At 63.3% G+C, this 12,261-nt stretch carries 17 protein-coding genes; 15 read left to right on the forward strand and 2 right to left on the reverse strand.

Annotation, left to right across the window (positions count from 1 at the left end):
* Window positions 1–12: 12 nt before the first annotated feature.
* Both ACN9M1_RS10820 and ACN9M1_RS10825 read right to left on the reverse strand, forming a co-directional pair.
* Entirely contained in the window at window positions 13–1,095 is a 1,083-nt protein-coding gene (locus tag ACN9M1_RS10820; protein ID WP_426394261.1) for a phage portal protein, read from the reverse strand.
* Window positions 1,092–2,873: a terminase ATPase subunit family protein gene (locus ACN9M1_RS10825; RefSeq protein WP_426394262.1), complete on the reverse strand. Its 1,782-nt coding sequence runs from the start codon at window positions 2,871–2,873 to the stop codon at window positions 1,092–1,094. Before ACN9M1_RS10825 ends, ACN9M1_RS10820 begins: the two co-directional genes overlap by 4 nt.
* Window positions 2,874–3,014: 141 nt before the next feature.
* Here ACN9M1_RS10825 and ACN9M1_RS10830 point away from each other — a divergent pair, with 141 nt between their 5' ends.
* The 15 genes from ACN9M1_RS10830 to ACN9M1_RS10900 all read left to right on the forward strand — a co-directional run bounded on the left by ACN9M1_RS10830 (window position 3,015) and on the right by ACN9M1_RS10900 (window position 12,261).
* Window positions 3,015–3,875: a GPO family capsid scaffolding protein gene (locus ACN9M1_RS10830; protein ID WP_426394264.1), complete on the forward strand. Its 861-nt coding sequence runs from the start codon at window positions 3,015–3,017 to the stop codon at window positions 3,873–3,875.
* A gap of 51 nt (window positions 3,876–3,926) precedes the next feature.
* On the forward strand, window positions 3,927–4,937 hold the full coding sequence (locus tag ACN9M1_RS10835) for a phage major capsid protein, P2 family (protein WP_426394265.1): 1,011 nt from the start codon (window positions 3,927–3,929) through the stop codon (window positions 4,935–4,937).
* Window positions 4,937–5,659: a terminase endonuclease subunit gene (locus tag ACN9M1_RS10840; RefSeq protein ID WP_426394266.1), complete on the forward strand. Its 723-nt coding sequence runs from the start codon at window positions 4,937–4,939 to the stop codon at window positions 5,657–5,659. The genes ACN9M1_RS10835 and ACN9M1_RS10840 overlap by 1 nt, the downstream gene beginning before the upstream one ends.
* Window positions 5,660–5,755: 96 nt before the next feature.
* Window positions 5,756–6,235, forward strand: coding sequence for a head completion/stabilization protein (locus ACN9M1_RS10845; protein WP_426394268.1), 480 nt, complete (start codon window positions 5,756–5,758; stop codon window positions 6,233–6,235).
* A complete protein-coding gene (locus tag ACN9M1_RS10850; protein ID WP_426394270.1) occupies window positions 6,235–6,438 on the forward strand; it encodes a tail protein X in 204 nt (67 codons plus the stop codon). Before ACN9M1_RS10845 ends, ACN9M1_RS10850 begins: the two co-directional genes overlap by 1 nt.
* Before the next feature lie 15 nt (window positions 6,439–6,453).
* A complete protein-coding gene (locus ACN9M1_RS10855; RefSeq protein ID WP_426394272.1) occupies window positions 6,454–6,861 on the forward strand; it encodes a putative holin in 408 nt (135 codons plus the stop codon).
* Window positions 6,858–7,169, forward strand: a complete 312-nt coding sequence (locus ACN9M1_RS10860) for a phage holin family protein (RefSeq protein ID WP_426394274.1) — start codon at window positions 6,858–6,860, stop codon at window positions 7,167–7,169. The genes ACN9M1_RS10855 and ACN9M1_RS10860 overlap by 4 nt, the downstream gene beginning before the upstream one ends.
* A gap of 17 nt (window positions 7,170–7,186) precedes the next feature.
* On the forward strand, window positions 7,187–7,972 hold the full coding sequence (locus tag ACN9M1_RS10865; protein WP_426398850.1) for an N-acetylmuramidase domain-containing protein: 786 nt from the start codon (window positions 7,187–7,189) through the stop codon (window positions 7,970–7,972).
* Complete coding sequence (locus tag ACN9M1_RS10870; RefSeq protein ID WP_426394276.1) at window positions 7,969–8,463, forward strand: hypothetical protein; 495 nt, start codon at window positions 7,969–7,971, stop codon at window positions 8,461–8,463. Before ACN9M1_RS10865 ends, ACN9M1_RS10870 begins: the two co-directional genes overlap by 4 nt.
* Window positions 8,460–8,894: a phage tail protein gene (locus ACN9M1_RS10875; protein ID WP_426394277.1), complete on the forward strand. Its 435-nt coding sequence runs from the start codon at window positions 8,460–8,462 to the stop codon at window positions 8,892–8,894. The genes ACN9M1_RS10870 and ACN9M1_RS10875 overlap by 4 nt, the downstream gene beginning before the upstream one ends.
* Window positions 8,891–9,337, forward strand: coding sequence for a phage virion morphogenesis protein (locus ACN9M1_RS10880; RefSeq protein ID WP_426394279.1), 447 nt, complete (start codon window positions 8,891–8,893; stop codon window positions 9,335–9,337). Before ACN9M1_RS10875 ends, ACN9M1_RS10880 begins: the two co-directional genes overlap by 4 nt.
* Window positions 9,338–9,370: 33 nt before the next feature.
* Window positions 9,371–10,258, forward strand: coding sequence for a hypothetical protein (locus ACN9M1_RS10885; RefSeq protein WP_426394280.1), 888 nt, complete (start codon window positions 9,371–9,373; stop codon window positions 10,256–10,258).
* A 55-nt stretch (window positions 10,259–10,313) separates the two neighbouring features.
* Complete coding sequence (locus tag ACN9M1_RS10890; RefSeq protein WP_426394281.1) at window positions 10,314–11,204, forward strand: hypothetical protein; 891 nt, start codon at window positions 10,314–10,316, stop codon at window positions 11,202–11,204.
* Window positions 11,205–11,299: 95 nt separating this feature from the next.
* On the forward strand, window positions 11,300–11,917 hold the full coding sequence (locus tag ACN9M1_RS10895) for a phage baseplate assembly protein V (RefSeq protein ID WP_426394283.1): 618 nt from the start codon (window positions 11,300–11,302) through the stop codon (window positions 11,915–11,917).
* Entirely contained in the window at window positions 11,914–12,261 is a 348-nt protein-coding gene (locus ACN9M1_RS10900) for a GPW/gp25 family protein (RefSeq protein ID WP_426394285.1), read from the forward strand. The genes ACN9M1_RS10895 and ACN9M1_RS10900 overlap by 4 nt, the downstream gene beginning before the upstream one ends.

Here is a 12,261-nt window from a genome sequence, read left to right on the forward strand (position 1 = left end):
CCCTTGAAGAGCTCACGCTGCGGCGGGCTGAGTCCCGTCCAGCGTGTACGGTGCAAATCGCACCACCTCCTCCCCCACCCAATCGTTGATTGCCAGCAACCGGTCCTGTAGCGGCTTCACCTCATTGCGCGCAAACACCTTGGCTGCCTTCTCCACGTCCCCGAAGCCGCCGGTGTTCGACGGAATGATCCCCATGAGTTGCGGCGGCACTCGGTGTGCGGCAAGCTGGTCGTCGCGCGTCACGTTCTTGATGTTCCAGAACTCGTCTTTCGCGGCCACCTCCGACACCGGCAAGAGTTGAATCCCGTCCTTCTTGCCGTTGGGCGCGTACATGAACAGGTTGCGGAAATTGCCCGGCCCCTTCGCGCTCTTCATCGCCTCACGCAGCTTGTTCACATCGTCCTGGCTGTGCGCCGCGTCGGTCATGTACAGGATGAAGCCCGCGTGCGATCCGTTCTTGTAATAGCGCCGACGAAACAGCGTGGCAGATTCATTCAGCCACGTGGCGTTGAGCGCCGAGAGGTATTCCGGCAAGCCGTACACCTCCTGGTTGATGTCCGGCTCCTGCAGGTGAAAGATGGTGCCGGGTGCGAACTCATGCGGCTGCTGCCAGTTCTGCACGAAGTAGTAGGTCGAAAGATCCAGCCCTCGCCGCATGTACTTGGCCAACGCCGGCTGCAGCCCCGTGCTGGTGCCGGCCCGGCTGACGCGGTTCTCCAGGTACGCGTTTCCGAACACCTGCCAGTCGAGCACGAACCGTTCAAAGGCTTGGCGCGACAGCAGCAGGTGCGGAACGAACGTGCTCACTAGGATGTTGCGCTTCACGAAGATGGCGGAGCTGTGGTGCGCGGCCGCGCGGAACGAGCGCGCTAGGCCATCGAGCGGCATCGGCGGCTCGAACCACTTGCCCACCCGCATACACTCCACGTAGTCCAACAGCTCGCGGCGGTCGAGCACTTCTATCGGGTCGCCAAACGAAAACGCCTCGGCCCGAGGAGCGCGATCGGTGTGTCGCGCTTCCGATGCCCGCGCCTTGGCATTCCGGACGTGTGCCGTGTTGGCGCCAGCGCCGCGGCGATTCTTGTTTCGACTCATGAGAACTCCAGGATGCTTGAATTGGTGGATGTGGCGCCTTCGAGTGGTTCGTGCGAAAGCGCATGCATGCAGGCCCACGCCATATCAGCGTGGCTGGTCTCTTCCGATCGGCCCGCCTGGTAGGTGACGCGGCCACCGGAAGCGGTGACGGTTTTCTTGATGGACATGAAGGACGCGGCAAAGTCGGTCCAGCCGGCGTCGAATTCCAGGCGGCCTTTGCTGATGACATCGAAGGCCTTCAGCACGAGGCGGATCTTCACCTCCACCGAGTACGTGTAGCCACGCGCGTCCGGCCGCGACTTCGTGACGAGCTGGTACACGGCGTCGCCAATGCCGGTGCGGTCGATGCCGATGAAGGCAACGTTGTATCGCTCGCACACGCGCAGGATGGCCGTGGCCTGCTCTTCGTAGTCGATGCCACGGAACTGGTGGCGCTCGAGGACGCGGAACTTTCCGCCCGCGACCGCCGGCGGCGCGACCACCACCAGCGCGGCGCTGTCGCCGCCCCCACCGTTCGGGTCATAGCCGACCCACACCTCGCGCGCACCGAATGGGCGCGGCGCGAACGGCCGGAAGTCCGGCCACACCTCCCAGCTATCAACCATCCCGCGCATGAGCATCGAGAGCGGGAAGACCGACGCCGTGTCGTCCACAAACTCGCACATGAGCAAGTTGGCGTAGTCGAGGTCGCTGTATTCGCGAAGCAACTGATCGAGGTCGAACAGGTTGCAGCCGCCGCGCAGCGCGTCCTCCACCGTCACGATCTGTCGCCACTGGCCGTCTGCGCAGCGCATGCCATCGCGCAACGCGGCGTGGCTCACGTCGATCTTGATCTGCTTGTCCTTCGGCTTGCCGCGATTGAACAGCGTCCCTGACCAGAACGGGTAGGCCTCGTGCGCCAGGCTGGAGGGCGTCGAAAAATACGTCTGCCGCCAGTGCTTGTGGATCGCCATGCCGGAGGCGACCTTACGCAGCTCCTGGAAGCGCGGCACCCAGAAGTACTCGTCGAAATACAGGTTGCCGTGGTAGCTCTGCGCGGTGCGCGCGTTCGTGCCCAGGAAGTACAGCGTGGCGCCATTGGGCAACACCATCGGGTCGCCTTTCAGCTCCACGCCGGCAGCGTCCTTGGCGAACTGCACCATGTATTGCTTGAAGACGTGCGCCTGCGCCTTGCTGGCCGAAAGAAAAATCTGATTGCGCCCCGTCGTCAGCGCATCAATGAAGGCTTCACGTGCGAAGTACCAAGTCGCGCCGATCTGCCGCGACTTGAGGATGTTGCGGATCCGCTCTGCCTGGCCGGCGCGGTGCCACACCTCCTGATAGCCGAACAATGAATCGCGGAAGGCCTCAACGAGCTGCCTCTGCTCATCCGGGCTGACGGCATTACGCTCGGCCTTCTTGCGTGGCCCCGCGTTGCGATTCGCCACCTTCGGGTTGAGGTCGGTCTCGTTGCCGCCGTCGCGGTAGCGCTCGCGCCGCGCCACGCTGTTGAGCTGACGGTTCAGCAGGTCGATCTCTTTGAAGTCGCGCCCTTCCTTCTGCTCCTTCGCCACCAGGCGCATCAAGCGCTCTTCGATCGTCAACGCAACGCGCTCATCAGGTGTCGTGTCCGCCCACCCGTCGCGGCGCTTCCAACTGTGGATCGTTACCGCCTTGACGCCGAGCATTTCGGCGATGCGCGCGACGCGATAGCCCTGCCAGTACAGGGTACGTGCGATGCGTCGCGGGTCCTTTTCCGGGTCGATCGTGAGGGAGGCAATGGGCGGCAGCGTAGTCATGCCGCAACGCTACCGGCCGCGCGCGCGCGTGCCACGCGGCGCCTGTTGTGGCGCGGGTTTCCACAACATCAACGCGTTGTCCGCGCGACCCCCAGCGCAGAAGATGGCATCACCACCGAACCACTGACCACAGAGGAACCCATGGCCGTAAAGACCGACAAGTTTTTCCGCATTGCGACCGAAGGCGCGACGAGCGACGGCCGCGTTATTGAACGCGCAGACCTCCTGCAGATGGCGAAGAACTACGACCCGAAGGTATACGGCGCGCGCATCAACATGGAACACATCCGTGGATACACGCCGGACGGCCCATTCAAGGCATACGGCGACGTGATCGCGCTGAAGACTGAAGAGATCGATCTGGCTGGCAAGAAGAAGCTTGCCCTGTTCGCACAGCTCGACCCAACCTCCGATTTGGTGGCCCTCACCAAGGCCCGCCAGAAAATCTACTCATCGATGGAGATTCAGCCGCAGTTTGCCGACACAAACGAGGCGTACCTCGTCGGACTGGCTGTCACAGACAACCCCGCCAGCCTGGGCTGTGAAGTGCTCCAGTTCAGCGCTACCGCCAAGGTGAACCCACTGGCCGCCCGCAAGCAGAGCCCCGGCAACCTAATCACCGAAGCGGTGGAAGTGGATTGGGACTTCTCACCGGCACCGGCCACCGCCTACTCCGCCGTGACTCAGCCCAACGGGTTCGCCGAGTCGATCAAGCGACTGTTCACCAAGCAGGACAAGACAGACGCCAACACCGAAGCGCGCTTCGCTGACACAGAGGAAGCGATTCAGACTGTCGCCGCACAGGTGCAGACCATGGGCGAACAGGTTGTCACCGGCTTCAAGAGCATCAACGACCAACTCGCCGCACTCAAGACGCAAGGCGAGCAGCGCGACCAGGCCTTCAACACCTTGAAGGGCGGCCTGGAGAGCACGCAGGCCTTCACCTCGCGCCCGCCGGCCACAGGCGGCGACAGCGCGGCCGCCATCAAGACTGACTGCTGATCCGGCCACCGGACCCCGCACCACCCCAAGACCACACACCGGAGTCATCACATGCGTAACAACACCCGCCGCCTCTTCGACGCCTATACGGCCGAAGTCGCCAAGCTGAACGGCGTCGACCGCGTCGACGTGAAGTTTTCGGTCGAGCCGACCGTGCAACAACGCCTGGAAGACAAGATCCAGGAATCGAGCGAGTTCCTGCAGAAGATCAACATCCACGGTGTGACCGAGCAAGAAGGCGAGAAAGTCGGCCTGGGCGTCTCGGGGCCGGTGGCAAGCACGACCGACACGACCAAGCAGGACCGTCAGACATCGGACATCTCCACGCTGGATGGCCGCCGCTATCGCTGCGACCAGACCAACTCGGACACCCACATCACCTACACGAAGCTGGACGCTTGGGCCAAATTCCCGGACTTCCAGACGCGCATCCGCGACGCCATCATTCGGCGCCAGGCACTGGACCGCATCATGATCGGCTTCCACGGGGTGAAGCGCGCACCGACTTCCGACCGTGCCGCCAATCCGATGCTGCAGGACGTCAACAAGGGTTGGCTGCAGGAGATGCGCGAGCAGGCGCCGCAGCGCGTCATGAAGGACGGCAAGACCGCCGGGAAGATCGTCATCGGTGGCGCGGGCGGCGACTACGCCAATCTGGACGCCCTGGTCTACGACGTGACGAACCACATGATTGACCCGTGGTACGCCGAAGATCCGGAGCTGGTTGTGGTGTGCGGTCGCCAGTTGTTGGCCGACAAGTACTTCCCCATCATCAACCAGACGAACCGCCCCACCGACGCAATGGCCGTCGACATGATCGTCAGCCAGAAGCGCATCGGCAATCTGCCGGCGGTACGCGTCCCCTACTTCCCGGCCAATGGTCTGTTGGTGACGCGTCTGGACAACCTCTCGATCTACTTCCAGGAAGGCAGCCGCCGTCGCACGATCGTGGACAACGCCAAGCGCGATCGCATTGAGAACTACGAGTCGAGCAACGACGACTACGTGCTGGAAGAACTCGGCTGCGCCGCGCTGGTCGAGAACATCACGTTGGCCGCGTAATGAGCAGCCCGGCCCGCAACCATTTCTTGCGGGCCTCCGCCGCCCTCGCGGCGCAGGCCCAGCAGGACGCCAACCCGCTGCGACACGCAACGGGCTACGAGCTCATGCTCGCGCAGCTCGGCGAGCACAAGCGCGCGCTCAAGCAAGTGCAGTCAGTCGAGCGCAAGGCCGAGGCCAAACGCAAGATGCTGCCCGAGTACGCCGCCTGGGTGGCCGGCGTCTTGGAGGCCGACAGCGGCGTGCAAGACGAAGTCTTCATGACCGTCATGGTCTGGCACATCGACGCGGGCGACTTCGCTGCTGCCCTGCCCATGGCCGCCTATGCCATCCGCCACAAGCTGTCCATGCCGGATCAGTACCAGCGGACGACGGCATGCCTGATCGCGGAAGAGTTCGCGAACCTGGTGCTCAAGGCGCCCGATGCAATTCGCCCAGAAGATGTGGGCGCGCTGGTGGAGCTGGAAGCCCTGGTGAGCGATGAAGACATGCCCGACGAGGTACGCGCCAAGCTGCACAAGGCTCTGGGCTATGCGATCAGCCAGGCTGGCACCGGCATGGACGCGGCCACCTTCCGCGAGCTGCAGACACAGGCGCTTGCGCACCTCCGCCGCGCGCTGGAGCTGCACGACAAATCCGGCGTGAAGAAGGACATCGAGCGCATCGAGCGCGAGATCAAGAACGCAGCCCCGCCCGGCGCCCAGGAGGGCGACGGGAAGCGCTGACACCGAGCGTGACCCCGCGCATCAGGCGGCACGGGGCAGTCTTCCGGCGTGCCGCGAAGTCTCGCCCCGTCCACCGCCTCCCAGCCAACTGAACCCATGTCTTCTTTCATTGCAGCCGCACCCGTACCCGCGCCGGCACAGCCTGGCGGCGCGCCTGTCATCAACGACGGTTTCTTCCCCAATATCGACGTCGACCAGGCATACGCGGCCATGCGCCTGGATGGCACCGTCACGCCGCAACGCCTGCGCGCTTCGCTGGTGGAAGCTGTCATCTCGGTCAATGCCGAGCTGGAGGCCTGGAAGACGGCGCAAGTGGCATTCGGCCGGTTGACCCTGGCCGATGTGCCGGCGCCGAAGATCGACGGCAAGAGCGCACACCTGCACCGCTACCACCGCGCGGTCCACTGCATGGCGGCCGCCTGGCTGATCGAGCGGTACCGAACCATCGACGCCACGGCCGCCGGCGACCGAAAGGCCGACGCGGAGAACCTGGGCGTGGACGATCTGCGCCGCGACGCGCGCTGGGCGATCAGTGACCTGATGGGCGTCGCCCGCACGACCGTGGAGCTCATCTGATGCGCTTACGGGCCCTCCAGGGTGACACCGTGGACGCCATCTGCCTGCGGGTCTACGGCCGCACGGCAGGCGTCACCGAAGCCGTCCTGTTGGCCAACCCGGGCATTGCCGACCTCGGGCCGGTCCTGCCGCATGGCACCGAGCTCGACATGCCCGACATTTCCCCGCAGCCGGCCGTGCCCATGGTCCAGCTCTGGGACTGAACCCAAGGAACCCCTATGGCTGAACCCATTTCCACCAGCACCACCGCCACGCTCGCTGTGACGAGCGTCGGCGCGCTGTCCATCTTTCTGCCTGGCGTCGACCCGGGCGCCGTGCTTGGTGCGTTCGCTGGCGCGGCCGTGTTCGTGCTGAACAGCGGCGAGCTCGGCACCGTGAAGAAGCTGGGCTTCCTGGTTGCGTCGATCGTGGCCGGCCTGCTGTCGGCACCGCTGGCCGCCGCGCTGATCGCCAAAGCACTGCCCACCAACACCGAAGTCAGCCAGGCCGTGGGCGCGCTGGTGGCGTCCGCCGTCGTGGTGAAGCTGCTGCTGGCGCTCATCCGCCTGGCCGACAACGGCGACCGCCTGGGCGCGATCTTCAAGGGCATGCCGGGCAACGGCGACAAGGGAGGCAACCAACCATGAAAGCTCTGTTCATCGTGCAGGCGGCGCTCTGCGCGCTCATCGCCCTGCGCCTGCTGCTGTTCAAGCGTGACGGCGCCGCGCATCGCCCGTGGGCCGCACGCCTGGCCTACTGCCTGGTTGTGCTGACTGGTGCCGTCACGATTGGCGTGCTGTTCGGCCGCTACGACTGGGCCTTGGCAGCACAGAACGGCATCACCGCTGTGCTGTGTATCGCAGTCTTTGCCGTGCGCGGCAACGTGGTCGAGCTCTTCCGCATGGGCGGCCCCGACCAGTCCCGGTTTGTCCGTTTTCTCCGGAGGTCTACGTGAGCATCCTGCGTGAAGGCATGATTGGGGCGGAGGTGCACGAGCTGCAGCGCCTGCTGATCGCCGCCGGCTTCAACGCCCCTGATTCGTGCGTCTACTGCCCCGACACAGCAGCAGCCGTGCGCGCCGTGCAACAGCGCTTTGGCCTGGTAGTCGATGGCATCGCCGGCCCCAAGACGGTGGCCGCTCTGCAGTCTGGCTTACGCAGCCCGCGCCACTTGACGGCTGCCGACCTGCAAGCGGCGGCAGATACGCTCAAGGTGCCCCTGGCCGCTGTGCGCGCCGTCAACGAGGTAGAAAGTCTCGGCAGCGGCTTCCTGGCTGATGGCCGGCCGGTGATCCTGTTTGAGCGTCACGTGATGTACGACCAGCTCAAGAAGGCCGGCAAGGACGCCGACGCGCTGGCGCTCCAGTTTCCGAACGTGGTCAACAAGGTCCGCGGCGGTTATGTCGGCAAGGCCGGCGAGTACATGCGCCTGGCCCAAGCCATCCAGATTGACGAAACCTGCGCCCTCTCGTCCGCGAGCTGGGGCCTGTTCCAGATCATGGGTTACCACGCCCGACGCCTGGAGTACCGCGATGTGCAGGAGTTCGCTACGGCCATGCGGACCAGCGAGGCCGCGCAGCTCGAGGCGTTCGTGCGTTTCATTGCTGCGGATCCTGCGCTGCAGAAGGCGCTCGCCGGCAGGAAGTGGGCCGCGTTCTCTGCCGGCTACAACGGCCCGGCCTACAAGACCAACCTGCACGATGTGAAGATGGAGCGGGCATTCGAGCGCTACCAGGCCGACGAACAGGTGGCGGCATGAACCGCGTCCTACCGTTGCTGGCGCTGCTGGGCACGCTCATCGGGTTGTGGGTGGGCCACCAGTACAACTCAGCCGTTGCGCGAGCTGAAGAGGCCGAAGACGCTAACGAGAAACTGCACGACCAACTTCGGAACGCCAAGGCCGCAACAGTCACCGTCACGCAGTACGTGGACCGTGAGCGCGTTATCCGCCTCAAGGGCGACACGATCATCAAGGAGGTGCCCCGTTATGTCCCTGCTCAAGCTGACGCTGCCTGTGTCGTTCCTCGCGGCTTTGTGCGCCTGCACGACGCCGCAGCCGCCGGCACAGTGCCAGATTCAGGTGCCGGAGATGTTGATGCGGCCGCCTCGGGCATTGCGCTCTCTGCCGTCGCCAGCACCGTCACCGGCAACTACACCGACAGCCACGCCAACAGCGAGCAATTGAGCACGCTGCAGCAGGCGTTGCGCGACCAGGGCGTGACGATCATTGGTGAGGGTACCGCGCCATGATGAAGGCCACCAGCCTGCGCGAGGCGTTGACGGTGGCCGTGCCGCACCTGGCCGCCCACCCGGACGCGCTGCACGTGTTTGTGGATGAGGGCCGCGTGGTCGGAACCGGCGCGCGCTCGCTGGGGTTCGAGTATCAGTACACGCTCACGCTGATTGTCACTGACTACCCGCACAGCTCCGACACGATCGTCGTGCCCACCCTGGCCTGGCTGCGCACCAACCAGCCCGACGCCTTCACCGACCCAGACAAGCGGCTGGATGCTTTCAAGTTTGAGGCGGAGATCCTCAGCCATGAGGCGGTCGACATCTCCATCAAGCTGCAGCTCACGGAACGGGTCACGGTGACCGTGGCAGGCCACGGCTACCAGGTGGAGCACCACCCCGAGCCGATCAACGAGAACGACGACCCGGCGACCTGGAGGCCTGCGTGAGCGGTCTACACGAGCTCGACGCCTACCTGGCCGGATTGCTTGCCAAGCTGGAAGCGCCGCAGCGCCGGGCGCTGGCGCGGGAAGTTGCCGTGGAGCTGCGCCGCCGGCAGTCAGCGCGCATTGCCGCGCAGCGCAACCCGGACGGCACGCCATACGAGCCGCGCAAGCCGCAACTGCGGCACAAGCGCGGTGGCATCCGTCGCAAGATGTTCACGCGTCTGCGGATGGCGCGTTACATGCGCATCGAGACAGACCCAAACGTGGCCGCCATCACCTTCGCCGGCACCGCGTTGCGCATCGCGACAGTCCACCACTTCGGGCTCCGCGATCGAGTTAGCAAGAATGGCTTGATGACCAAGTATCCCGAGCGCGAACTGCTGGGTTTCGATGATGGCGATGTAGGGGCGCTCACTGAATTGGTGCTAGCTCAACTTGTCGTCTAAGATCGCCCACACAGAGATCAGCCATGGTGCGCTATGAGTATCGCTCCCCCCACAGTATTTCTCCGTACGTTTGCACCGGAACAATGGAAAGAAGTCGACTACTTCAAGAAGTTCTACGCCGGTACGTATCAATTGAAGTCGGAGGACGAGAAGGCCTTGCGAGGAGTGACCAGCCATTTCCGTAAAGCGCACGTTTTGCTCAGTTTGGCAGGCAGACTGGCGCCACAGCTGGAGATTGATCTTCACCAGATAAATACGCAGGGCTACACCCCTGCGGTGAATGCCGAGGAATTTTCGGCGGTGATCGAGGAAGTCTTTACCGAGCTGTACTCCTCGATTGACTGCGCCCGGTTCGTCATTGTTGCAACGAATCAAGGCTGCAAAGGCATGCCGACAAAATCGACCCGCAAACTGTTTCGCGCTGTCACTGAGGGGACGATCAGTACCGATTTTCCCGCGCCACTTAGACGAGCAATTCTTGACGCGGAGTGGTACGCCGACCTGCTGTTCCTTAGAGATGCGCTCACCCACCGCAACATTGGGACTTGCCATATCGACCGGGCAACCAAGGAAATTTACTACATGCACAATGACATCGAGAAAGCGGGGAAGCCTCTCGTCATTGACCATGTCATTGAGCATGCAATCAGCCTGTGCAAGAGCGTTGATGCGTTCCTGACCCAGGTTTTCACCCATCTGAACGGACAGCTCAAGCCCCAGGTCGTCGACGAAGTCTGCGGCATCTTCTCCAGCCGCATCTACATGAGAAAACTGCCATCTACGCCACCGATCACCTTCGATAGTGGCACCTGCATTGCCCGCAATTGGTTCGATAAAGACGATCGCTTCCGGTGCCCATTTGCAGACACTTGTGCCGCATACAACCGTGCCGGTGCACAGACATCGGAACTGGGTGCTTAGAAGCTATTCAAATGCAATGAGGTGGCATGCAAAGCAGCGGTTGATCAGGACGCCAATGGCAACTCTCTCGATTCCCTCCCTCCTCCGGCTTCGCGACGTTTCGCACTCTGATCGTGTTTCCACGTATGCAGAGATCGCAGCTCGCATCGACGCATGCCGGCGTGCTCTTGCCGACATCGGATTGACGATCAAGCCAAATAGCGCATTGAGCCAACTGTTCGCCAAGGCGGACCGGCTCAACAGAGCTTGGATCGCACAAGACGACAGCGAGGACGTCTTGACACTCTGCGCGACAGACGAGGCAGCGTGGATAGCGGACGCAATCCTCGGGGCGATTGACGAGCGTGGTTCGCATCAAGCAATTCGCCGGATAGCAAAAAGCGATATGCGTCTTTCGCAACGCCATTCCTCGCAGGGCAAAGACGCCTTGTGGGAATTGTCGTTGCGGGAGTTTCTTCGACTTCGAGGGGTGACCACGACTTTCAAGGACCCTCCCGACCTTGAAATCCCCCTCCCTGACATGCTCGGAGACGTCGGCATCGCATGCAAGAAGGTCTATTCGGAGGAGTCGGTTGAGAAGCAATTCTCAAAAGGACTCGCTCAACTAAAGCCATATTCCGGCGTCGGTATGGTCGCCTTCAATCTTGATGACCTGATACCTGGTGGACGAATTCTGCGAGTCGAGAACGCAGAAGAAGGCATGAGCATGTTGCATTCGTTCAACCTCGCCTTCATTGATCGCCATCGCAGCTACTTTCAAAAGGCGGTGAAGGACGGAAGATGTCTTGGTGTGTGGGCCGCCACCACCATGCAAATGGACGTTGCGGACCAACCGACTCGATTCAGTCGCGCTACTCAACACGATCTTTGGACCCTTACCGACGCGAACATCGCGGCTAGAATTCGAACCTCCGAGTTGGCACGTCTCATCAATGCTGCAGACTAGCCCTCGCGGCTGAAGTCTGATCTTTGGTGTTGTAGCTCACAGCACTACAACAACCACAGCGTGACCCACACGCGCGCGCACGGCACTCTGCAGGCATGGACCTCGCAGAACTCGCCCGCCTCCTCGAAAACCTAATCCGCATCGGCACCGTGGCCGACGTGCGCCACAGCGCGCCGCCGGCCGTTCGTGTCTCCGCCGGCGGTATCACCACTACCTGGTTGCCCTGGTGCGAGCGTCGCGCCGGCGGCACCCGCACCTGGAACCCGCCCAGCAAAGGCGAACAGGTTGTGTTGCTGTGCCCGAGCGGTGACCCGGCCAACGGCATCGTCTTGTGCGCCATCCCATCGGACGCCAACGATGTGCCCAGCCACGCGCCGAACGAAACCCTCACGCTGTACCCAGATGGCGCGCTGGTGAAGTACGACCACAGCGCCGGCATGCTCAGCGTCCAGGGCGTCAAGACAGTATTCCTGGAGGCCGCCACCAGCGTGCTGGTGAAGTGCCCGGACACCACCTTCGATGGCTCGGTGACGGTCAAAGGCTTGCTCTCGTTCATGAACGGCATTGCCGGCCAGGGCGGCGACAACGGCAACGTCATCAAGGGCGACGTCACCCACCAGGGCGGCAAGCTGTCGTCCAACGGCGTCGTGCTCGACAACCACGGCCACGGTGGCATCAAGCCCGGCGACGCCTGGACCGAGGGCACGCGATGACCGGTATGAACGCCACCACCGGCCGCGCGCTAGAGAGCGCCGCGCATATCGCACAGTCGATGCGCGACATCCTGTCCACACCCATCGGTTCGCGTGTCATGCGCCGCGACTATGGCTCGCAGGTGCCTGACCTCATCGACCAGCCGCTGAACCCAGCCACACGCCTGCGCACCATGTCGGCGGCCGTAACGGCGATCGTGCGCTGGGAGCCGCGCGTGCGCGTGAGCTCCGTGCGCTTCTGGATCGATGCCGGCGGTAAGCCCGTGCTCGATGTGGAAGCCGAGCGAATCGACGGGCCGCGCCGCGAGTCATTGGGTGCGCTCAGCATCCCGCTGGGAGGTTGA

Origin of the sequence: Ralstonia sp. R-29 (genome assembly GCF_049913345.1) — a bacterium.
In the GTDB taxonomy this organism is placed as follows: domain Bacteria; phylum Pseudomonadota; class Gammaproteobacteria; order Burkholderiales; family Burkholderiaceae; genus Ralstonia.